At 46.8% G+C, this 23,153-nt stretch carries 22 protein-coding genes; 17 read left to right on the forward strand and 5 right to left on the reverse strand.

Translation table 11 applies throughout. From position 1 onward, the window contains the following. Positions 1 to 36: 36 nt before the first annotated feature. Positions 37 to 270 (reverse strand): HPr family phosphocarrier protein, encoded by a 234-nt coding sequence (locus GPL15_RS03445; protein ID WP_215696049.1) that lies wholly within the window; start codon positions 268 to 270, stop codon positions 37 to 39. A gap of 162 nt (positions 271 to 432) precedes the next feature. Between GPL15_RS03445 and mtaB the strand changes: the two genes are divergently transcribed. The 17 genes from mtaB to ppdK all read left to right on the forward strand — a co-directional run bounded on the left by mtaB (position 433) and on the right by ppdK (position 19,506). Continuing rightward, complete coding sequence (gene mtaB, locus GPL15_RS03450) at positions 433 to 1,746, forward strand: tRNA (N(6)-L-threonylcarbamoyladenosine(37)-C(2))-methylthiotransferase MtaB (RefSeq protein ID WP_215696051.1); 1,314 nt, start codon at positions 433 to 435, stop codon at positions 1,744 to 1,746. Between the two features lie 91 nt (positions 1,747 to 1,837). Next, positions 1,838 to 2,098, forward strand: a complete 261-nt coding sequence (locus GPL15_RS03455; protein WP_103226193.1) for an IreB family regulatory phosphoprotein — start codon at positions 1,838 to 1,840, stop codon at positions 2,096 to 2,098. A gap of 207 nt (positions 2,099 to 2,305) precedes the next feature. Further along, complete coding sequence (gene ruvX, locus GPL15_RS03460) at positions 2,306 to 2,728, forward strand: Holliday junction resolvase RuvX (protein ID WP_215696108.1); 423 nt, start codon at positions 2,306 to 2,308, stop codon at positions 2,726 to 2,728. Positions 2,729 to 2,752: 24 nt separating this feature from the next. Then, the gene (locus GPL15_RS03465; protein WP_215696053.1) at positions 2,753 to 3,028 is read left to right on the forward strand and encodes a DUF1292 domain-containing protein; all 276 of its coding nucleotides are present in this window, start codon (positions 2,753 to 2,755) and stop codon (positions 3,026 to 3,028) included. Between the two features lie 13 nt (positions 3,029 to 3,041). After that, positions 3,042 to 3,527 carry a Fur family transcriptional regulator gene (locus GPL15_RS03470; RefSeq protein ID WP_215696055.1) on the forward strand — a complete coding sequence of 162 codons (486 nt, stop codon included), beginning with the start codon at positions 3,042 to 3,044 and terminating at the stop codon, positions 3,525 to 3,527. Next, a complete protein-coding gene (locus GPL15_RS03475; RefSeq protein WP_215696057.1) occupies positions 3,524 to 5,203 on the forward strand; it encodes a ribonuclease J in 1,680 nt (559 codons plus the stop codon). The genes GPL15_RS03470 and GPL15_RS03475 overlap by 4 nt, the downstream gene beginning before the upstream one ends. Before the next feature lie 61 nt (positions 5,204 to 5,264). After that, positions 5,265 to 5,666: an endolytic transglycosylase MltG gene (locus GPL15_RS03480; protein ID WP_215696059.1), complete on the forward strand. Its 402-nt coding sequence runs from the start codon at positions 5,265 to 5,267 to the stop codon at positions 5,664 to 5,666. Continuing rightward, complete coding sequence (locus GPL15_RS03485) at positions 5,653 to 6,318, forward strand: O-methyltransferase (protein ID WP_215696061.1); 666 nt, start codon at positions 5,653 to 5,655, stop codon at positions 6,316 to 6,318. Before GPL15_RS03480 ends, GPL15_RS03485 begins: the two co-directional genes overlap by 14 nt. Next, the gene (locus GPL15_RS03490; protein ID WP_215696063.1) at positions 6,315 to 7,544 is read left to right on the forward strand and encodes a U32 family peptidase; all 1,230 of its coding nucleotides are present in this window, start codon (positions 6,315 to 6,317) and stop codon (positions 7,542 to 7,544) included. The genes GPL15_RS03485 and GPL15_RS03490 overlap by 4 nt, the downstream gene beginning before the upstream one ends. Before the next feature lie 137 nt (positions 7,545 to 7,681). After that, positions 7,682 to 8,515: a YdcF family protein gene (locus GPL15_RS03495; protein ID WP_215696065.1), complete on the forward strand. Its 834-nt coding sequence runs from the start codon at positions 7,682 to 7,684 to the stop codon at positions 8,513 to 8,515. A 41-nt stretch (positions 8,516 to 8,556) separates the two neighbouring features. Next, the gene (locus GPL15_RS03500) at positions 8,557 to 11,478 is read left to right on the forward strand and encodes an insulinase family protein (protein ID WP_215696067.1); all 2,922 of its coding nucleotides are present in this window, start codon (positions 8,557 to 8,559) and stop codon (positions 11,476 to 11,478) included. Positions 11,479 to 11,508: 30 nt separating this feature from the next. Further along, a complete protein-coding gene (era, locus tag GPL15_RS03505) occupies positions 11,509 to 12,414 on the forward strand; it encodes a GTPase Era (protein ID WP_215696069.1) in 906 nt (301 codons plus the stop codon). 29 nt (positions 12,415 to 12,443) lie between these two features. Further along, positions 12,444 to 13,112 carry a DNA repair protein RecO gene (gene recO / locus GPL15_RS03510; protein WP_252198073.1) on the forward strand — a complete coding sequence of 223 codons (669 nt, stop codon included), beginning with the start codon at positions 12,444 to 12,446 and terminating at the stop codon, positions 13,110 to 13,112. A gap of 73 nt (positions 13,113 to 13,185) precedes the next feature. After that, positions 13,186 to 13,845 carry a hypothetical protein gene (locus GPL15_RS03515; RefSeq protein WP_215696071.1) on the forward strand — a complete coding sequence of 220 codons (660 nt, stop codon included), beginning with the start codon at positions 13,186 to 13,188 and terminating at the stop codon, positions 13,843 to 13,845. Between the two features lie 21 nt (positions 13,846 to 13,866). Beyond that, a complete protein-coding gene (locus tag GPL15_RS03520) occupies positions 13,867 to 15,255 on the forward strand; it encodes a glycine--tRNA ligase (RefSeq protein ID WP_215696074.1) in 1,389 nt (462 codons plus the stop codon). Positions 15,256 to 15,341: 86 nt separating this feature from the next. Further along, positions 15,342 to 16,676: an MATE family efflux transporter gene (locus GPL15_RS03525; RefSeq protein ID WP_215696076.1), complete on the forward strand. Its 1,335-nt coding sequence runs from the start codon at positions 15,342 to 15,344 to the stop codon at positions 16,674 to 16,676. 208 nt (positions 16,677 to 16,884) lie between these two features. Beyond that, entirely contained in the window at positions 16,885 to 19,506 is a 2,622-nt protein-coding gene (ppdK, locus tag GPL15_RS03530) for a pyruvate, phosphate dikinase (protein ID WP_215696078.1), read from the forward strand. A 1,074-nt stretch (positions 19,507 to 20,580) separates the two neighbouring features. On the opposite strand, the gene GPL15_RS03535 is transcribed toward ppdK, so the two are convergent. From GPL15_RS03535 to GPL15_RS03550, 4 genes are all read right to left on the reverse strand, one after another. Further along, positions 20,581 to 21,327 carry a hypothetical protein gene (locus GPL15_RS03535; RefSeq protein ID WP_215696080.1) on the reverse strand — a complete coding sequence of 249 codons (747 nt, stop codon included), beginning with the start codon at positions 21,325 to 21,327 and terminating at the stop codon, positions 20,581 to 20,583. 27 nt (positions 21,328 to 21,354) lie between these two features. Further along, entirely contained in the window at positions 21,355 to 21,621 is a 267-nt protein-coding gene (locus tag GPL15_RS03540) for an immunity 17 family protein (protein ID WP_215696081.1), read from the reverse strand. A 156-nt stretch (positions 21,622 to 21,777) separates the two neighbouring features. Beyond that, positions 21,778 to 22,965, reverse strand: a complete 1,188-nt coding sequence (locus GPL15_RS03545) for a DUF1266 domain-containing protein (RefSeq protein WP_215696083.1) — start codon at positions 22,963 to 22,965, stop codon at positions 21,778 to 21,780. Continuing rightward, positions 22,958 to 23,146 carry a hypothetical protein gene (locus GPL15_RS03550; RefSeq protein WP_215696085.1) on the reverse strand — a complete coding sequence of 63 codons (189 nt, stop codon included), beginning with the start codon at positions 23,144 to 23,146 and terminating at the stop codon, positions 22,958 to 22,960. The genes GPL15_RS03545 and GPL15_RS03550 overlap by 8 nt, the downstream gene beginning before the upstream one ends. Positions 23,147 to 23,153: the final 7 nt, after the last annotated feature.

The following is a 23,153-nucleotide window of genomic DNA, read 5'->3' on the forward strand; positions in this document are numbered from 1 at the left end:
GCTTCGCAAGAAGCATCTTTCTATATGAAATAATAATTACGCGATGATGTATGGACTTAAAATACTCATGATTTCGTCAATGTTGCTTTCCGCATGAATGTTTAAATCTATCGGTTTAGAAAGATCCAGGCTGAAGATACCCATAATGGACTTTGCGTCAATAACGTATCTGCCGGATACTAAATCAAAATCTACATCAAATTTAGTCAAATCATTAACAAATGATTTCACTTTATCAATTGAGTTTAAAGAAATACGAACTGTTTTCATGTAAAAACCTCCTTGTAATGGTTACACTTTTTATTGTATGACTGGGCTTTTCCACCCGCCCTCGTCTTAGTTAAATACTACAGATCAATGGTATAAAAGTCAATAGTTAGATTGCATGAAAAATGAGTTAAGAAACTGTAAAATTAGATGGGAGAATACAAAATGAGAAAAGCCGCCTTTCACAATCTTGGGTGCAAGGTAAATTCTTATGAAACAGAGGCAATGCAGCAGCTTTTAGAGGAGGCAGGCTATGAAATAGTGCCTTTTAAGGAGGGCGCGGACGTCTATATTATCAATACCTGTTCCGTGACCAACATTGCGGACAGAAAGTCCCGCCAGATGCTTCATAAAGCAAAAAAAATGAACCCGGATTCCGCGGTTGTAGCCGTAGGCTGTTACGTCCAGGCCGCCGGTGAAGAGCTGAAAAAGGATCCGGCCGTGGACCTGATTGTGGGAAATAACAGAAAAGCGGAACTGGTTTCCATTCTGGAAGATTATTTCAACAGCCGCATGGGAGAAGATCCTGTAATAGATATCGGGAAAACCCACGAATATGAAAATTTAAGCATCAGCCGGATCGCGGACCATACCAGGGCATTTATCAAGGTACAGGACGGATGCAACCAGTTCTGCAGCTACTGCATCATCCCCTATACGAGAGGGCGTGTGAGAAGCCGGAGTTTGGAAGATGTGGTGGAAGAGGCCGGGCGTCTGGCGGACGCGGGTTACTCTGAAGTGGTGCTCACCGGAATCCATTTAAGCTCTTACGGGATCGATTTCCCGGAAGAAAAGAAAGAAGATCTGCTGGGGCTGATTAAAAGAATCCACCAGATTGAGAAGATTAAGAGAATCCGTCTCGGTTCTTTGGAACCCAGAATTGTGACGGAAGCATTTGCCGGAGAGCTGTCAAAATTGTCAAAAATATGTCCTCATTTCCATCTTTCCCTCCAGAGCGGATGTGATGAGACGCTAAAGCGGATGAACCGGCGCTATGATACCGGGGAATACGAGGCGTGCTGTGAAAACCTGCGCCGTTTTTTCGATAATCCGGCCATAACCACCGATGTGATCGTGGGATTTCCGGGGGAGACGGAGGAAGAGTTTGAGCAGACCAGAGCCTGCCTGGAACGGATACATTTTTATGAAATGCACGTGTTTAAATATTCAAAACGCCAGGGGACCAGGGCGGCTGCCATGGAAAACCAGGTGCCGGAACCGGTTAAGGCTTCCCGTAGCGACGTGCTTTTAAAGCTGGACGAATCCATGTCAAAAGAGTACCGTCTGAGCTGTCTGGGGTCCGTTAAGGAAGTGCTTTTGGAGGAAAAAATCACCATAAACGGCAGGGATTACATGATCGGCCATACAAAGGAATATGTGAAGGCCGTGGTTCCATACGAAGGCCCCGGACAGAAGAATCAGCTGATTTCCGGCCGTCTGGATCATATGTTGACTGACGAAATTGTCTATTTAGTATAAAAAAGACAGAAAGTTTTAATAAATATTTTCCTTGCCGAAAGTTATAATATGGTTTAGAATAGAGTAGAACAGTAAAAGGACGTGATTACAGATGGGCGATATTCATAACACACAGTATTTTAAAGCAGTACAAGAGAATAAGCTGGATGTAAGCCAGGTATTAGAGCAGGTTTATATTGCCCTGACAGAGAAGGGATATAATCCGGTCAACCAGATTGTCGGATATATTATGTCTGGAGATCCAACCTATATTACCAGCCACAAGAGCGCCAGAAGCCTGATCATGAAAGTGGAACGTGATGAGATTCTGGAGGAACTGCTGGCTGTCTACATTGATTCGAAGCTTAAATAGCGATATTTTTGGAACGTTGAGGCGTGAAGATTTGCAAAAGATGACTGTCAGATACTGTTAAGAAACAGGCTTTGACAGTCAAATTATTAAGCACATAAGAGAACCGGCCCGCCGGGGGCGCGGGTAAGGACGGATGAACAGTTGGGGCAGAGCCAGCTAGTTTTTTTGTGCTTAAAAAAAGAATAGATGCAGAAAGAACGGGAATATATGAGAGTTATGGGATTGGATTACGGTTCCAGGACCGTTGGCGTCGCAGTCTGTGATCCGCTGGGACTGACAGCGCAGGCCCTGGAAACGATTACCCGCGATGAAGAGAACAAATTGCGTCCGACCCTGAGACGGATTGAGGCATTGATTGCAGAATACAAGATTGAAACCATAGTTTTAGGTTATCCTAAGAATATGGATGATTCCATCGGTGAGCGTGCCCAAAAAACGGAAGAATTTAAGCGGATGCTTGAAAAACGTACCGGATTAGAGGTTATACTGTGGGATGAGAGGCTGACGACTGTGGCGGCCAATGAGATATTGATAGAAAGCGGGGTCCGCAGGGAAGACCGCAAAAAAGTAATTGATAAAATTGCCGCTGGGCTGATCCTTCAGGGATATTTGGATTACCGCGGTGAATAATAACAGGAACGGGGATTTAATCGAATGGAAGAAAAGAAAATTGTGATGGTGACGGATACCGGAGAAGAAGTGGAGTTTTACGTGCTGGAAGAGACCAGGATTAACGGGATGAATTATCTTTTGGTTACGGATTCGGAAGAAGATGACGATGAAGGTGAATGCTACGTTCTGAAGGATATATCTAAGGCTGATGAGGAAGAAGCAGTCTATGAATTTGTGGAAGACGATGATGAGATAGATTATTTGTTTAAGATTTTTACGGAATTGATGGAAGACATGGATGTTGAAATTAAGAAGTAATTGAGGAGATTTCATGGACCAGGCAGTTTTTAAGGATATGCTGAGAGAAAAAGGCCTTAAAGTGACAAACCAAAGACTTACCGTTCTGGAGACGATGGCTTCCCACCCGGAAGAACATTTGACTACGGAAGAGATCTATGATCTGGTAAGGGAAAAAGAGCCGGAGATTGGACTGGCAACTGTTTACAGGACCGTACAGGTACTGTTTGATTTACAATTGATTGACAAAGTCAGCTTTGATGACGGATTTATCCGGTATGAACTGCGTGGAGCGGATCAGAGTTCCGGGCATCAGCATCATCATGCGATTTGCAATATATGTGGAAAAATATATTCGTTTCAGGACGATTTATTGGATACATTAGAACAGGCGTTATATGACAATATGGGATTTGTGGTGACAAATCATGAAGTCAAATTATATGGCACCTGCAGAACATGTATGGATAAATTGCAGAAAGAGGCGGATGGGAAAAAGAAAACGGAGGAATCAGATTGAAACAACAAAACAAATTAAAAAACAGCGACGCAAAAGTAAAAATCATACCATTGGGCGGACTGGAACAAATCGGTATGAATATTACGGCATTTGAGTATGAGGACAGTATCATCGTGGTAGACTGCGGTCTTGCCTTCCCCAGCGACGACATGCTGGGAATCGACCTGTGCATACCGGATGTGACCTATCTGACACAGAATGCGGACAAGGTTAAGGGATTTGTAATCACCCACGGCCACGAGGACCATATCGGGGCCCTGCCTTACATTTTACAGAAAATCAACGCGCCGGTCTACGGCACAAAGCTGACCATCGGCCTGATCGAGAACAAGCTGAAAGAGCATAATTTAATGAAATCCACCAAGAGAAAGGTGGTTAAACACGGACAGTCCATCAATTTAGGATGTTTCAGAATTGAATTTGTCAAGATGAACCACAGCATCGCGGATGCGGCGGCCCTTGCCATTTTCACTCCTGCCGGAATCATCATCCATACAGGCGACTTTAAGATCGATTATACTCCTGTATTCGGAGATTCTGCGGATTTGCAGCGTTTTGCTGAACTTGGAAAGAAAGGCGTGCTGGCCCTGATGTGCGACAGCACCAACGCGATCCGCCCGGGATTCACCCAGTCGGAAAAGACGGTGGGAAAGACCTTCGACGCCATTTTCGCGGAGCACAAGAACAACCGTATTATTGTGGCCACCTTTGCTTCCAATGTGGACCGTGTGCAGCAGATCATCAACTCCGCCAACAAATACGGACGTAAGGTCGTTGTGGAAGGCCGGAGTATGGTCAATGTTATCGGCACCGCAAGTGAGCTGGGATATATCAACATTCCCGATGGAACCCTCATTGATATTGAACATTTAAAGAATTATCCGGATGAGCAGACCGTGCTGATCACCACGGGAAGCCAGGGAGAATCCATGGCTGCATTATCCCGTATGGCGGCCAGCATTCACAGAAAAGTATCCATTAAACCGGGGGACGTTGTAATTTTAAGTTCCACTCCCATACCGGGCAATGAAAAGGCCGTGTCAAAGGTTATCAATGAGCTGTCCATAAAAGGCGCTGAAGTTATTTTCCAGGATACCCATGTATCAGGACATGCCTGTCAGGAAGAGATTAAACTCTTATATTCCCTGATCCATCCGAAATATTCCATTCCGGTTCATGGTGAATACCGCCATCTGATGGCGCAGAAACAGCTTGCCATGTCCATGGGAATACCGAAAGAAGATGTGATCATCATGTCTTCCGGCGATGTGGTGGAATTAAATCACGACGCATGGAAAATAGCGGATCATGTTCAGGCAGGAGCGATCCTGGTTGACGGCCTGGGCGTAGGCGATGTTGGAAATATTGTATTACGGGATAGACAAAACCTGGCTCAGAATGGTATTATTGTGGTAGTTTTGACATTGGAGAAGTTCAGCAACCAGCTTCTGGCAGGTCCGGATATCGTATCGAGAGGATTTGTTTATGTTAGGGAATCCGAGGATCTTTTGGATGAAGCAAGAGCCATTGTGGACGATGCGGTCCGCGACTGCCTGGAACGCCACGTGAATGACTGGGGCAAGATTAAGAACATTATCCGGGACAGTTTAAGTGATTTCCTTTGGAAGCGCATGAAACGGAATCCGATGATTTTACCGATTATTATGGAAATCTAGGATGTGGATGTAGATTGCTTTTTGGCAGCAGGAAACAGGACGCAGGAATTGAGGAAGATATATGAGCAGGGCGACGAAAGAAATTAACAGAATAACGGGAACGATCATCAGCGTTTCGGGAAAGCTGATCGTTTATGCATTGGTGATTTTGCTGCTGTATGAAGGCGCCAGCAAGGGCTTTGCCTTTGGGCATGAGATATTTGACCCGGTGCCTGTGGCAGCCGCCCCTGGTATTGATAAGAAGATAACCATTCCCGAGGATACGTCGGTTTCCGAAGCAGCGGATCTGCTGTTGGAAAAAGGCCTGATTAACAACAAATATACTTTTATCATTCAAAGCAAATTTTATGATTATGAGATCAATCCGGGAGACTACACTCTCAATACCTCCATGACATCCAAAGAGATGCTGGCGCAGATTAATGAGGCACCGGAAGAGGAAGAGACAGATGATAGTAAATGAGCGGATCAGGGACTATTTAAGGTCCTTAGACAGCGGGAACGGAGAACTTTGTGATGCCATTGCAAAAGAAGCAGTGGCATCTTATATTCCCATCATTAAAAAGGAAACGGAAAGCCTGTTAAAGACCATGGTGGCGGCAAAACAGCCCCGGGCCATTTTAGAAGTGGGAACGGCGGTGGGTTATTCCGCGCTGCTGATGAGCCGCGTGATGCCCAAAGACTGCCATATCACCACCATAGAAAAATATGAACCCAGAATCCCCGCTGCAAAAGAGAATTTTAAGAAGGCCGGGGAGGAAGAGCGGATTACCTTGTTGGAAGGAGATGCCGAGGAGATTTTAAAGCGGCTGGAAGGGCCTTTTGATTTCATCTTTATGGATGCGGCTAAGGGTCAGTATATCCACTGGCTGCCTTCTGTTTTAAGGCTGCTTTCTGAGGGCGGAATCCTGTTTTCCGACAATGTGCTCCAGGACGGGGACATTGTGGAATCCAGATACGCGGTGGAGAGGAGAAACAGGACGATCCACAGCCGGATGAGGGAGTATCTGTACACATTAACGCATATGGAAGAACTGGAAACATCGTTGATCCCCATTGGGGATGGTGTCACCATCAGCGTTTTAAAAAACAGGTTGAATGAGAGGAACACATGAGAAAGACTGAATTACTGATACCGGCCGGAAGCCTGGACGTATTGAAAACCGCTGTGATTTACGGGGCGGACGCCGTCTATCTGGGCGGTGAAGCGTTTGGACTCCGCGCCAAGGCCAAGAATTTTACCAATGAAGAGATTAAAGAAGGAATTGCCTTTGCCCATGAAAAAGGGGTAAAGGTTTATATAACTGCCAACATTCTGGCCCATAATGAGGATTTGTCCGGGGTGGAGGCTTATTTTGAAGAGCTGAAGGAGATACGTCCCGACGCGCTGATCATTTCGGATCCGGGTGTTTTTATGATCGCGAAAAAGGTGCTGCCCGATATGGAGATTCATATCAGCACCCAGGCTAACAATACCAATTACGGGACTTACCTGTTCTGGTATCAGCAGGGGGCAAAGAGGGTGGTTACGGCCAGGGAGTTATCTCTTGCGGAAATTAAGGAGATCAGAAGCCGGATACCTGAGGATATGGAGATTGAAAGCTTTATTCATGGGGCCATGTGCATTTCCTATTCAGGGAGATGCCTGCTCAGCAATTTCTTTACGGGAAGGGACGCCAACCAGGGCGCCTGCACCCATCCATGCCGCTGGAAATACAGCATTGTGGAAGAAACCAGGCCGGGCGAGTATATGCCTGTGTATGAGAATGAGCGGGGAACCTATATCTTTAATTCCAAGGACTTGTGCATGATTGAGCACATTCCGGAGATGATCGATGCGGGAATCGACAGTTTTAAAATCGAAGGGCGGATGAAGACCGCGCTATATGTGGCAACGGTAGCCAGAACTTACCGGAAAGCCATTGACGACTACCTGAAAGACCCCAAACTCTATCAGGACAATCTGGAATGGTATAAGTCGGAGATCGGCAAATGCACCTACCGGGAATTTACCACAGGCTTTTATTTTGGAAAACCTGATTCCACAACCCAGATTTATGACAACAACACGTATGTGAAAAATTATACCTATCTTGGGACTGCGGAACCTTCCGACAGGGAAGGGCTTGTCAGGATCGAGCAGAAGAATAAGTTCTCTGTGGGTGAAGAGATTGAAATCATGAAGCCGGACGGCAGCAATGTTCCTGTGACTGTGAAGGCAATCTATGATGAAGAGGGGAACCAGCAGGAGAGCGCGCCCCATCCTAAGCAGATTTTGTATGTGGATTTGGGGACGGAAGTGAATCCGTTCGATATTCTGAGGCGGAGCGAGATGGAATAGAGGGCAGGATGCGTGAAGGGATTTACATGAAGCGTGAAGGGATTTTTAAAAATCCCTTCACGCTTTCATGTAAATCCCTTCACACTTCATGTTAAATCCTGTATAATACCTGAAAGAGAACCAACTTATGGAGGTGAATGCCTGTGCTCGTATGGATTTTAGGAATTGGCGCAGTGATCTGCGTGATCTATTATTTAATCATCATTATTTATTCCGGAATTGCGACGTCGTTCGCGTTTATCTGGCTGTTTTTTGCGGCCAGCCTGGGATTTCTGGCTTATGGGGAACACTACTACAGGCTGAATCCCAAGCGGGTGCCTCTTTGGCTTCCTGTGTCGATCACCACGTTCTGTCTGGCCGGGTTAGTGATTTTTGCTGTGGTAGAAGTTCTTGTGTTCACCGGCGTTGCCGGAAGCACCAGGGAGAATCTGGATTATGTGATCGTTTTAGGCGCAAAAGTAAAACCGGACGGGATCAGCAATTCTTTAAAGAAACGGCTGGATAAGGCGATTGAGTATGCGGAGCAGAACCCGGACACTGTTCTGATTTTATCCGGAGGCCAGGGAAGTGACGAGCCGGCCAGTGAGGCGGAAGTGATGTATGCTTATCTCCAGTATAATGGAGTGGATCCTGAACATATGGTCATGGAAGACCGTTCCACCAGCACCCTGGAGAATATTGCCTACAGCAAGGTATTGATCGACAGGCTGCAGGAAGAAAAAAGGAAAGAAGCCATGAAACACCGCCTGCCGGTGGGGCCGGGCAATGTGGAGATGGCAGAGGAAAAGCCGCTTGAGATCGGCATTTTAACCAGCAATTTCCATGTGTTCAGAGCCCAGCAGATTGCGAAAAAATGGGGAATCACCCATGTGAGCGGCATCGCATCCGGGTCTGATCCGGTTTTATTCGTCCATCTTTGCGTCAGAGAGTGTCTGGCGATATTAAAAGATAAATTAGTGGGCAACATGTAATTAGATGAATTGAATAGAAAGCAGTAAAGAGAGGCATGTCAATGAGTAAATTAGAAGAATTAACAACCTATCGTTTATTGGAAAAGAGAAGGTTAGAAGAGATCAATTCCACGGGTATGATATTGGAGCATATAAAAAGCGGCGCCCGGTTATTTCTGATCTCAAATGAGGATGAAAATAAGGTATTTAACATCGGGTTCCGCACCCCGCCGTCCGACAGCACAGGAGTTCCCCATATCTTGGAGCACAGCGTGCTCTGCGGATCGGCCAAATTTTCCGTAAAAGATCCCTTTGTGGAGCTGGTAAAGGGTTCTTTAAACACCTTTTTGAACGCTATGACCTATCCTGACAAGACGGTTTATCCGGTTGCAAGCTGTAATGATAAGGACTTCCAGAACCTGATGGACGTCTATATGGACGCCGTTCTGCATCCCAATATCTATAAGGAAGAAAAGATCTTTATGCAGGAGGGGTGGCATTATGAATTGGAGGAGGCGGATCAGCCGCTGATTTATAATGGAGTCGTATATAACGAGATGAAGGGAGCATTTTCTTCACCGGAAAGCGTGCTGGACCGGTTTACCAGAAAGGTTTTGTTCCCCGACACCTGTTATGGATTTGAATCAGGGGGCGACCCTTCGGAAATCCCCAATTTGACCTATGAAGAGTTCCTTAATTTTCACAGAAAATATTATCATCCGTCCAACAGCTATATCTACCTCTACGGGGACATGGATATGGCGGAAAAGCTGGAATGGCTGGACCGGGAGTATTTGAGCCATTATGATAAGGCAGAAATTGACTCGGAAATCAGGATGCAGAAGCCGTTTGAAAAACCGGTGGAGGAAACGATTTATTATTCTATCACGGATGAAGAATCAGAAGAAGGGGCGACGTATCTGTCCGTCAGCGATGTGGTGGGAACCGATTTGGATCCCAAGCTCTATATCGCATTCCAGATTCTGGAGTATACGCTGATCGACGCACCGGGAGCTCCGCTGAAACAGGCCCTCTTAGACGCAGGAATCGGACAGGATATATTGGGCGGGTATGACAGCGGTATTTTACAGCCTTATTTTTCTGTGGTAGCGAAAAATGCGGAAAAAGAGCAAAAAGGGGAATTCCTGGCTGTTTTAAAGGGAACCCTGCGCAAGCTGGCGGATCAGGGAATTGACAGGAAAATCTTGAAAGCAGGTCTTAATTATTACGAATTCCGTTACCGGGAAGCCGATTATGGTTCTGCCCCCAGCGGATTGATGTATGGCCTCCAGTGTCTGGACAGCTGGCTCTACGACGGTGATCCCATGATGCATCTGGAGTATGAGGACACCTTTGAATATTTGAAAAAAGCGGTGGATGAAGGATATTTTGAAAATCTGATCCGTGAATATCTGCTGGATAATCCCTTTGAGGCCGTAATTGCCGTCTGCCCTAAGAAAAACCTGACGGCAGAAGAGGAGATCAAACTGTCTGAGAAAATGGCCGCTTATAAAGCCTCTTTGAGTAAGGAGGAAATGGAACGTCTGGTGAAGCAGACAAAAGAATTAAAACTTTATCAGGAAACCCCGTCCACCCAGGAAGAACTGTCTGTCATCCCTCTGCTTTCCAGGGAAGATATCGGCAGGGAGCCGGAGAAACTGATCTGGGAGGAAAAAGAGGTGGATGGAGTCAAGGTGATCCACCACGAGATGTTCACATCGGAAATCGGATACCTGAGGATTTTGTTCAATACCAACCGGGTGCCGGTGGAAGACCTGCCTTACGTTGGACTGTTAAAATCAGTTTTGGGCTATGTGGATACGGAACACTATAATTATACAGATCTTTCCAGTGAAATCTATTTAAACAGCGGCGGAATCAGTTTTTCCGTCACCTCTTATCCGAATCTGAGGGAACCGGAGAATTTCTTTGGAGTTTTTCAGGCCAGCGCTAAAGTGATGTATGATAAGCTGGAATTTGGATTTGATATGATTCGGGAAATCCTGCTGAATTCCAAGCTGGGCGATGAAAAACGGCTGGGAGAGATTCTGGGAGAATGCAAGTCCAGGTCCAAGATGAAGCTGGAGGGAAGCTTCCATTCAGCGGCGGTGGCGAGAGCGACTTCTTATTTCTCACCGGTTTCTTCCTTTAATGATATAACCGGTGGCGTGGGATATTATGAATTCCTGGAGCGCACCGTTAAGGAATATGAGAGCAATAAGAAAGGGCTGATTAAAAAGCTGGAAGAGGTGGCCCAAAAGCTGTTTACTTCGGACAACATGCTGATCAGTTATACGGCGGATGAAAACGGATATTCCTATCTGCCAAAGGCGCTGCGGAGTTTAAAAAACAGCCTGCCCATGGGGAATGGAGCCATTTACCCATATAAGTTTGAGGCGGGAAATAAAAACGAAGGTTTTACAACCGCTTCCCAGGTCAATTATGTGGCCCGGTGCGGCAGTTTCCGGGATAAATTCGCCTATACGGGGGCCCTTAGAATTCTGAAAGTGATTTTAAGCTATGACTATCTGTGGATCAATCTGCGGGTAAAGGGCGGCGCTTATGGCTGCATGAGCGGTTTTGGACGTTCGGGCGAAGGATATCTGGTCTCCTACCGGGATCCGAATTTGAAAGAGACAGACGTTATCTATGAGGGAATACCGGAATACCTGGAACATTTTGATATTGACGAACGGGATATGACCAAATATGTGATCGGCACCATCAGCGATCTGGATATCCCATATCCGCCTTCCAGCAAAGGTTCCAGAGGGCTGTCCGCCTATCTTTCAGGCGTGACGCCGGAGATGATGAAGGAAGAGAGAATGCAGATTCTTGATGCCACTCAGGAAGATATCAGAAAGCTGGCCGGGCTTGTTAAGGCTGTGCTGGATACAAAAAGCCTGTGTGTCATCGGAAACAAAGATAAAATAGAAGCTGAGCGGCCGTTATTCAAAGAGGTGAAAAATCTCTATCATTCGTAAGCTTTATAAAAATACAGATCGGGGTATGGAATGGAAAACAATTTAAAATCAGGTTTTGTAACATTAATAGGAAGGCCGAATGTGGGAAAATCCACGCTGATGAACCATTTAATCGGCCAGAAAATCGCCATCACATCGGATAAGCCGCAGACCACCAGGAACAGGATACAGACGGTTTATACGGATGAACGGGGACAGATCATATTTCTGGACACGCCGGGCATCCACAAAGCGAAAAACAAGCTGGGCGAGTATATGGTAAATGTGGCGGAACACACGCTGAAGGAAGTGGACCTGATTCTGTGGCTGGTGGAGCCAACCACATTTATCGGAGCGGGAGAGCGGCACATTGCGGAGCAGCTGAATAAGGTGAATACGCCGGTGATTCTGGTCATCAACAAGATCGACACGGTGAAGAAGCAGGAGGATATCCTCACATTTATCGATACCTATAAGGATATCTGCAAGTTTGCGGAGATCGTGCCGGTATCGGCGCTGAAGGACAAGAACACGGACCTGATGACGGAATTGATTTTCAAATATCTGCCTTACGGGCCGCAGTTTTATGATGAGGATACGGTTACGGATCAGCCCATGCGCCAGATTGCGGCCGAACTGATCCGGGAAAAGGCCCTCCGCCTTCTCAATGACGAGATTCCCCACGGGATCGCTGTCACCATTGAAGTGATGAAGGAGCGGGCCGACGGCATCATGGACATTGAAGCCAATATTGTCTGTGAGAGGGATTCCCATAAAGGGATCATCATCGGAAAGGGCGGCAGTATGCTGAAAAAGATCGGAACTTCGGCGAGAAGGGAGATCGAGGACCTTCTGGAAATGCAGGTCAATTTAAAATTATGGGTAAAGGTGCGCAAGGAGTGGCGGGACAGCGAATTATATATGAAAAACTACGGTTATGATCCTAGGGATAATTAAAGTGCGGGCGTGCAAAATGAAGCGCGCAGATGGGAGAAAAAGTGAGAGATGTTGTCAAGGTGACCGGCATGGTCATTAAATCGACTCCGGTGGGTGAGTTTGATAAACGTCTGGTGATTTTGTCCCGGGAACGGGGAAAGATCACCGCGTTTGCCAGAGGAGCCAAACGCCCTTCCAGCATGCTGATGGCTGCCAGCCGCCCATTTTCATTCGGGCAGTTTTCCCTTTTTGAAGGAAGGGACGCGTATAACCTGCAGTCGGCGGAAATCACCAATTATTTCGCCGACCTGGCTTTTGATATGGAAGGGGCCTGTTACGGATCCTACTTTCTGGAGCTGGCCGATTATTACGCCAGGGAAAATATGGATGAAACCCTGCTCTTAAAGCTGGTTTACCAGTCCCTCAGGGCCCTGTTAAAAGAGGCCATTCCCAACCCGTTGGTCCAGCGGGTGTTTGAATTGAAGGCGATGGTGATCAACGGGGAGTATACGGAGCATCCGCCCCGCAGGGCAGGGGATTCCACCAATTATGCCTGGGAATTTGTAATCGCGTCTCCGATGGAGACTTTATATACCTTTACCCTGACCGATGAGGTGTTGAAGGAATTTGCCGCCTGCGTGGAGGATAATAAGGCGAAATTCATTGACCGGACGTTTCATTCCCTGGATATATTAAAAACCTTAATTAATCCGGGCTAAGTATTGAAAATATTTGGAAAAGAAGGTATAATCCTCACTATATGCAAAAAAATGATTCAGATAGGGGTAGTATATGAAAAAAGTAAAAATTGCACTGGCTGCGTCCGTGTTGGCAGTTATCTTGGCCGCCTGCGGCGGTAAACAGGGCTCGACCAGCACATTTTCACCGGATCAGGACAGCATTTTCGTGTCCAGGGAAGGCAGTTTCTCCAGTGCTCTGGTTGAAACTTATGATTCGGCCACGTATACCCAGGAAAAATTCCAGGCTTTTGTGGATGATATCGTATCCTCTTATAATGAAGGAAAAGGGGCCGGGGCCCTGTCCGCCAATGCGGAGGGGCAGGCAAAGCTTCCTGTGGCGGTCAGCTCCTGTGTTCTGGATGGCGGGGCTGCCAAGATTATTTTCGATTACGCCAGCAGCGCCGACCTGATTGATTTCGCGAAAGACCAGCAGGATCAGGATAATCTGGCTGAAGGGCTGGAGTTTGGGAAGGCTTCTACGTTCCTTAACCAGGGGGCGCTTATGGAAGCGGTATTTATAACGCCTAAGGACGGTACCAACGTGAAACCGGAAAAACTGGTTAAAGCGGGGGAAAGCAGTTGTGTGGCGGTTGACGGAGCCGTTACCATCCAGACCGAGGGAAAGATTCAATATGTATCCAAGGGCGTGTCCTTACAGGATGACTTTACGGCTAAAACGCCGGAAGGAAGATCATATATCATTTTCAAATAGAAGAAAGAGGTTAAGCTGATTATGGAAAAGACGATGGAAAAAATTGTAGCGCTGGCTAAGAGCAGAGGATTTGTATATCCGGGTTCTGAGATTTACGGTGGTCTGGCCAATACATGGGATTACGGTAATCTGGGCGTTGAACTGAAGAACAATGTGAAAAAGGCATGGTGGCAGAAATTTGTACAGGAAAGCCCATATAATGTGGGTGTGGACTGCGCGATCCTGATGAACTCCCAGACATGGGTGGCGTCCGGACATTTAGGCGGATTCTCCGACCCTCTGATGGACTGTAAAGCATGTAAGGAGCGTTTCCGGGCCGATAAGCTGATTGAAGATTATATGGAAGAGAACGGAATCCAGATCGAAGGTTCCGTAGACGCCTGGTCCCAGGAAGAGATGAAGGCTTATATCGATGAAAAGAATATCTGCTGTCCCAGCTGCGGTAAACATGATTTCACGGATATCCGCCAGTTTAACCTGATGTTTAAGACCTTCCAGGGCGTTACGGAAGATGCGAAAAATACGGTATATTTAAGACCGGAAACCGCTCAGGGTATTTTTGTCAACTTTAAAAATGTACAGAGAACTTCCAGAAAGAAAATTCCATTCGGAATCGGACAGATCGGTAAATCTTTCCGAAACGAGATCACCCCGGGTAACTTCACGTTCCGTACCAGGGAATTTGAGCAGATGGAGCTGGAATTCTTCTGTGAACCGGGCACTGATCTGGAGTGGTTCTCCTACTGGAAAGAATACTGCATCAACTGGTTAAAATCCCTTGGTATCAAGGATGACGAGATGAGAGCCAGAGATCATGCTCCGGAAGAACTGTGCTTCTACAGCAAGGCTACAACCGACCTGGAATTCCTGTTCCCCTTTGGCTGGGGCGAATTGTGGGGAATTGCTGACAGGACCGATTATGACCTGACCCAGCACCAGAACACCTCCGGTGAGGATATGACATATTTTGATGATGAGAAGAAGGAGAGATATATTCCATATGTCATCGAACCGTCATTGGGCGCGGACCGTGTGACGCTGGCATTCCTCTGCGCCGCTTATGATGAAGAAGAGATCGGTGAAGGGGATGTGCGTACCGTACTCCATTTCCATCCGGCCATCGCTCCGGTGAAAGTCGGCGTCCTGCCTCTTTCCAAGAAGCTGAACGAAGGCGCTGAAAAGATCTATGCAGAGCTTTCCAAATACTACAACTGCGAATTCGACGACAGGGGAAATATCGGAAAGCGTTACAGAAGACAGGATGAAATCGGCACTCCGTTCTGCGTTACTTACGATTTCGAATCAGAGACAGACCATGCAGTTACGGTTCGTGACCGCGATACCATGGAGCAGGTGAGAATCCCGATTTCAGAATTGAAGTCTTACCTGGAAGATAAATTTTCTTTCTAAAACAGAAATGAATGATTGAATGGGAGCCGAAATACGGCTCTCATTTTCTGTAACAGCGGATTGGGATTATTAGATGAGGAGGCAGAATGAAAACCCTTAATTTGTTGGAAGACAACGTGAGATCGTTGTTTTTAAAATATTTGATACCGTCGGTCAGCGCCACATTTGTAACATCGATCTATATTCTGGCGGATACTGTGATGATCGGCCGGGGAGTGGGGGCTGTGGGGATCGCGGCGCTCAACCTTTTGCTGCCTTTATTCAGCCTGTTTTTCGGCACGGGAGTGCTGCTGGGAGTTGGCGGAGGCGTGCTGTTCTCCATTTCAAAGGGAAAGGGAGAGGAACTGGAAGCTAAGGGGTATTTTACGGTTGGATTCGCATGTGCGGTGCTGTTTTCCCTGTTTTATGTGGCCGGCGGATTTCTTTTCTTTGAACCCGTCACCACTTTTTTGGGAAATAACGAATCCATGTCCGCTCTGGTGGAGCAGTATGGGAGAATCCTGGTTGCAGGGGCGCCGGCCTTTTTATTCTCCGCTTTCTTACAGGCGTTTGTCAGGAATGATAAAGCGCCTAAAGTGGCCATGGCTGCGGTTATCAGCGGCGGGGTGAGCAATGTGGTTTTGGATTATATTTTCATATTTCCCATGAAGATGGGAATGGCAGGGGCGGCTGCGGCCACCGTAATCGGATCTCTGGTTACGATCCTGATTCTGCTGTCCCATTTCTTTTCACCGTCCAATACGCTGAAGTTTGCCGGGAAGCTGTCCGTTGGAAGGGCGGGAAAAGTGATTTCCAACGGCCTTTCCAGCTTTCTGATCGAGATGTCGGGCGGAATCATCATCTTCTTGTTTAACCGCCAGCTTTTGGCCTATGTGGGGAATCTGGGCGTGGTGGTTTACGGGATTATATCCAACAGCGCCCTGATCGTATCATCGGTGAGCAATGGTATCGCCCAGGCGGCCCAGCCGCTGATGGCCGTGAATTTTGGAGCGGGCAATGGAAAGAGGATCAGGGAAACCAGGAAATATGCGCTGTCCGCTGAATTTGCGGCGGGAGCCCTGTTCATGGCGGCAGGACTTCTTCTTCCTCAAATGATTACGGAAATATTTGTAAAGCCGGATGAGGAGATACTGACCCTGGCAGTTCCTGCGGTCAGGGTTTATTTCCTGTCTTTTACAGCCATGGGAGCCAATCTCTTATTCAGCACTTATTTCCAGTCCGTAATGAAACCGCTTTATGCGCTTGTGGTCTGTCTTCTCCGTGGGATTGCACTCAGCGGCATCCTGGTATTTCTGCTTCCGGCAGTGTTGGGCGTGAACGGAATCTGGCTTACAATGCCAGTGACAGAATTTATCACTTTGGCCGTTTGTATTGCACTTAATATTCGTATATGCGAATCAAAAACAGATATGCGAAAATAACAGAATATGTAAGTGTTTACATCTTATTTTACTGAAAAATTACTAAATTTTTGCCAGGAAATGAAGAAAAAACCTTTACTAGATTTTGGTTTGTGATATAATGGACACAGACCGTTTGCGGGCTTTTTCTTTGTAAAGAGCGCTGACAAGCGGAAATGAAAAACCAAGGTAGATGCCAGTCTACACAAACTTGAGGAGGAAATAACTTATGGCAAAATGGGTTTATTTATTTAAAGAAGGCAGAGCCGACATGAAGAACCTGTTAGGCGGTAAAGGTGCGAACTTAGCTGAGATGACCAATCTTGGTCTTCCGATTCCACAGGGCTTTACTGTAACGACAGAAGCTTGTACCGACTACTATACCAGCGGAAAGCAGATCACAGACGAAATCAAAGGTCAGATTTTTGACGCACTTGCAGAGTTGGAAAAGATCCAGGGCAAAAAATTCGGTGATACGCAGGATCCGTTATTAGTATCCGTTCGTTCCGGTGCGAGAGCATCCATGCCTGGTATGATGGACACCATCTTGAACTTAGGTCTGAACGATGTGGCTGTAGAAGGATTCGCAAACAAAACAGGCAATCCAAGATTCGCATATGATTCTTACAGAAGATTTATCCAGATGTTCTCAGACGTTGTTATGGAGATGAGCAAGACCTTCTTTGAAGGAATCCTGGATGATGTTAAAGAAGAAAAAGGCGCTAAGTTCGATACCGACTTAACCGCTGAAGATTTAAAAGAAGTAATCGCTAAATACAAAGCGATTTACAAAGAGAAGATGGGTGAGGAATTCCCACAGGATCCAAAGGTTCAGCTTATGGAAGCTGTTAAAGCTGTTTTCCGTTCATGGGACAACCCTCGTGCTATCGTTTACAGACGTATGAATGATATCCCTGGCGACTGGGGTACTGCTGTTAACGTACAGGCCATGGTATTCGGAAACATGGGCAATACTTCCGGTACAGGCGTTGCGTTCACACGTAACCCATCTACAGGTGAGAACGGTATTTACGGCGAGTACTTAATCAACGCTCAGGGCGAAGACGTAGTTGCCGGTATCCGTACACCACAGCCTATTACAAAATTAGCGGAAGATCTGCCTGAATGCTACAAAGAATTCATGGAGATCGCTCATAAGCTGGAAGACCATTACCGCGATATGCAGGATATGGAATTCACAATCCAGGAAGGCAAATTATACTTCTTACAGACACGTAACGGCAAGAGAACCGCTCCTGCGGCTTTACAGATCGCTTGTGATTTAGTGGATGAAGGAAAGATCACTCCTGAAGAAGCAGTATGCAGAATCGAAGCGAAATCCTTAGACCAGTTATTACATCCTACATTTGATGCGGCCGCATTAAAGGCAGGCGAAGTGATCGGTTCCGCTCTTCCTGCATCTCCTGGTGCAGCAGCAGGTAAAGTTTACTTCACAGCAGAGGAAGCAAAAGCTCATCATGAAGCTGGTGAAAGAGTTATCCTGGTTCGTCTGGAGACCTCTCCTGAAGACATCGAAGGTATGCACGCAGCAGAAGGTATCTTAACCGTTCGCGGTGGTATGACTTCTCACGCAGCAGTAGTTGCCCGTGGTATGGGAACTGCTTGTGTATCCGGATGCGGCGAAATCAAGATCAACGAAGAAGAGAAACATTTCGAACTTGGCGGACACAGCATCAAAGAAGGCGATTACATCTCCTTAGACGGTTCCACAGGTAAGATTTATCTTGGCGACATCGCTACACAGGAAGCGACTGTAAGCGGAAACTTCGGAAGACTGATGGAGTGGGCTGACCAGTTCAGAACGCTCAGCGTAAGAACCAACGCAGATACTCCTGCAGATACTTTGAATGCAGTGAAATTAGGCGCAGAAGGCATCGGCCTTTGCCGTACAGAGCATATGTTCTTCGAGCCGGAAAGAATTCCTAAGATCAGAAAGATGATCCTTTCCGATACAGTAGAAGCAAGAGAAGAAGCTCTTAACGAACTGATCCCATTCCAGAAAGGCGATTTCAAGGCTATGTACAAAGCCCTGGAAGGAAGACCTATGACTGTTCGTTATTTAGATCCGCCTCTGCATGAGTTCGTTCCTACCGATCCGGAAGATATCAAAGCATTAGCAGAAGATATGGGAATGACACCAGAGCAGGTTAAATCCAAATGTGATGATCTTCATGAGTTCAACCCGATGATGGGCCACAGAGGATGCCGTCTGGCAGTTACCTATCCTGAGATCGCTAAGATGCAGACAAGAGCCGTTATGGAAGCTGCTATCGAAGTGAAGGAAGAATGCGGCTACGACATCATTCCTGAGATCATGATCCCATTGGTTGGAGAGAAGAAGGAATTAAAATATGTAAAAGACATCGTTGTAGAGACAGCAGAACTGGTTAAGAAGGAAAAAGGATCTGACATCCAGTATCATATCGGTACTATGATCGAGATTCCTCGTGCAGCTTTAACCGCTGACGCGATTGCAGAAGAAGCAGAATTCTTCTCATTCGGTACAAACGACTTAACACAGATGACATTTGGCTTCTCCCGTGATGACGCTGGCAAGTTCTTAGATTCTTACTACAAAGCTAAGATCTATGAATCCGATCCATTTGCAAGACTTGACCAGACTGGTGTTGGACAGCTTGTTCAGATGGCAGCAGAAAAAGGAAGAAAGACCAGACCTGACATCAAGCTGGGTATCTGCGGCGAGCACGGCGGAGATCCATCTTCCATCGAATTCTGCCATAAGGTTGGTTTGAACTATGTGTCCTGTTCACCATTCCGTGTTCCGATTGCTAGATTGGCAGCGGCTCAGGCGGCTCTTAACAATAAATAAGCAATCGTTTGTTCGATTTGTTTGACAAAAAAACTATACTTGATTTAGTAGGCAGTGTTTGATATAATATAGGCAGGCAAAAGGAAATTAAGTATACACAGATACACAAAAGTGAAAACCCCAGAGTGTCAGCTCTGGGGTTTTCTTTTGGGCTAGTTGTCACCATTGTTTCTATCTAACCACTTGCATATGTAGTAGGCCACTACACCTGCCATGATAGAAACTAAAAAGAAAATTAAGAGTTCCACAGATACACCCCCTTTCTGTTGCCAGAATGGGTGCGACAACAAATATATTGTACCTTACATATGAGGGATGGACCATGGTATATTGTTGAATGAAAAGAGATAAAGAATATAGGCGGTGGGATTGCTCTGCAAAGATAGCGCCCACCCAGGCGGCATTGAACAATAAATAATCAATCATTTGTTCGACGAAAAACTGCTCTTGATTTTGCAGATAGCGTTTGAAATAATAAAACCAGGCAAAAGAGAGTAGTTCCATATGTATACACAAGGTAAAAACCCCAGGAGTACCAGTCCTGGGGTTTTCTTTAGGCTAATTATCGCTGTTATCTCCTATCCAGCCATTTGCAAATGAAGCAGGCAGCAACACTTGCTATGATAGAGAGAATAAAAGAGAGTAATTCTATTATGTATAGATAGTTTTAGAAGAAATACAGTTTAATCATATACCTCTTATAAGAAAATGAAAAAATCTTCATAATGAGATAATCAACTTTAATAATAAAATAATGGACAATGGAGAACAGCAGACTGCATGTTATGTGTATGTCTGCTATTTTTGTGTCCTGAGAGTAACAAAGTTGAAGCAATTAATAGTTTTTAAAGAACGGTTTAGAAGTGCATACCTCGACTGTTTAAGAAAAGCATGGGACAATAGACTATATTTCTATCAGAGTACTAAAAGTGAGAAAAATAATTGATTTAAGAGCCCAGGGCTTCCATTTTGGCTGCCATAAGCAGCCAATCAAAAAACAGCACGCCAGCCACAAAGGCGTCGTGCTGTTTTGTCTGCTTCGGGCCACAGTGGCCTGAAGCACTCTGTGAAATATTACGCCGAATAATACTTGCCGGGGATCGGGGAGAGTTGAATGGGCATCTGCTTTTTCGGCTGGGCCTCCAGCAGGAACGGCACGATTCCATCCTCCGGCAGCCGGTTTCCGGGCAGAATCGTCTGCTTGTCAAATTTAAAGGTGACGCACCATGCGTCCGCTCCACCAGCCAGAGAAGTTCCCAGCGGGAAGCAGAACTCGCTCTGATCGTCCCGCAGGATGTCGATGAACTCCCGGCAGTCGGCGGGAATGGCGTCACTCACCTTCATTTCGCTGATGGCCTCCGCCGTGGCCGTCAGCCACTCAACATCATAAATATGGGCGCTGTCCAGAGCGAACACAAAAACAGCGGGAAGGTATTCCTCTGTACCGGGGAGCCATAGATCACTGTTGGCCTGTACCACCGCGCCGTAGATCAAGGGGGCATTGGCGAATTTATTACGCCATTTGTCTTTGCCAAACAGGGGCGCTTTTCCGGCCGCGTCCCGGAAAAAGCCGCTCTCCGTACTGCGGGGCGTAGAGCGGTAAGGCGTTAGCTTGTTCAAATCCGTGGGGACGGCGGTTGCTTGGCGCTGTTTTGCAAAGGCTGCCTCGTCAGCCTCCTCCTGTGCGGCGATTTCCGCCTGCTTGCCACGGACAGAGGACATATCGTAGCCCTTTTTCTCCATCTCGGCAATCTCTGCCTCGGTCATAGCAGCTTCCCAGCCGCCTGCCTCTTTTACCGGGTCAAATCCAAATAATCCCATAATTAATCTCCTTTTCCAACATTGATTTTACATGAGTATCCATAGCATCACGCTGCACAGGATAATAACAATTCCGCCGAGCCCTTGCAGGATGCGATATCCCTTCTCGCCAAAATGCCGATAGACGGAGGCGCGAAAGCCCCACGTATTTTCACCCTGAGGATCGCAGACCCATTTCCAGCGGAAGATCGCCCCCAGCAGAAACAGCGCCCCCACCACAATAAGAAAGAGCTGCCAGTCAGCTTGCAGGAATGGCATGACCCATTCCATAAATCTTGTATATAAATCGCTCATGGCGTTCTCCTCTCTATCTGGCGTGTATGAAAATCAGCCCGATAAACGGGAAGTTAGCGATTTGCCGCTCTGGTCGTTTTATTTCAAAGAACCCCGCGTTTTGGGCCAGTGTGACACTTTGCCAACAGCGCTACTGTAGCCAGAAACACTTAAATGTCATCCTTGAAATCCAATTTTCCGCGCCCCAGGCCAGGGGCACTCTTTCCATTGTCCCTCGTTATCTTCAGGTTTTCCGGTAAGCAAGTCAATGGCGGCATCTGTCAGATAACCCAGATAGCTTTCAGACGCGCTGTCACCGCAAAGCAACTTCCACATCAGGCCGCCAAACAGGTAAGAGCTTGCGAATTCACGCCAGCTATGCAGACTTTCCACCGCACGTTGAGAAAGTTCCCATAAAACCCCTTCCGCTTCGCCTTCGGTGATCCAGCCGAGATAATAACCCCAGCGGGCCAGCATAGCCGCCCGCCCGACATCCCAGCCGGTCATAAAGCCGGGGATATAACGCGCTTTATAATGCTGTGCAAACCGCCATCCACGGCAAGCGGACTCCCGCTCTTCCTCGTCCATGGATTCATCCAGCACTTGCTCCACGGTGTCTGCGTCGCAATAGATTTGATACCGAAGTTCATAGCCCTCTTGGCTCAAATATCGAATGGTGTCCAATAATTCACTGCGGCCATTGATCCCCCAGGAACGGCGCACCAGGGAAACAATCTGCTGTTCCATAACCGGGGTATGTAGCTCCACGTCCATGCCGTCCAAATCGTGGTTATTTAAGCTGGAAATCATACCTGAAAGTAGAATTCCAAAGTGTTTCCATTGGGGGGCGTTTTTAGGGTATGTGACAGGTTCAGCTTCCGGGAGAGCCTCGATCTGCGCCATCTTTTGATCCAAAAGTACATAGAGTTCCTGTTCCAATGCGAGATCAAGTTCCCGTTCCTCAGACACATCCTCTTCGTCTTCCATAGCCAGCGTTTCCAATGCAGCAGAAATAATCCCCATATCTTCACCAAACATCTGCCTCATAAGGCCATCAACTCCTAGAGCGGCAGCCTCGGCAACTTTCTGATCTACCGTTTGCTGGATCATTTCCTCGGTGGCGGATAGTTGTTCGATCATTTCCGGGCTAAACATTTTCCCTAATAGCTCGACCTGCTGTTGTGCGTCAGCGGCGGATTGAGCGGTTCCACCCTGTGCAGCGTCGTCAGGCTCTGCGGAAACGTTTAATTTTTCCCGCGTCTGCTCAATATACTGATTGCTTTCCTCTATTGACTTTTGAAGCGATTTGGTCGCTTTCTCCGTTGCTGCCTGTGCACGTTTTCTGATTTCATCGAGATCAACCATCCTCATTTCCTTCCCGTTCTTGTTCCGACGGCAGGGTGTGCCACGCTGTCGGCTTTTTATTCTTGAAACGCCATTTTTTTAGTTGGCTTAATATTGCTTCCACAAAATGAAACCACAGGTTTCCAGCAACGAATACAATCACCAGCACGGCCAGCACAGCTCCAATTTGTTCCCATGGCATGAAAGCA

Origin of the sequence: Clostridium sp. MCC353 (assembly GCF_018785315.1) — a bacterium.
GTDB lineage: Bacteria > Bacillota > Clostridia > Lachnospirales > Lachnospiraceae > CHH4-2.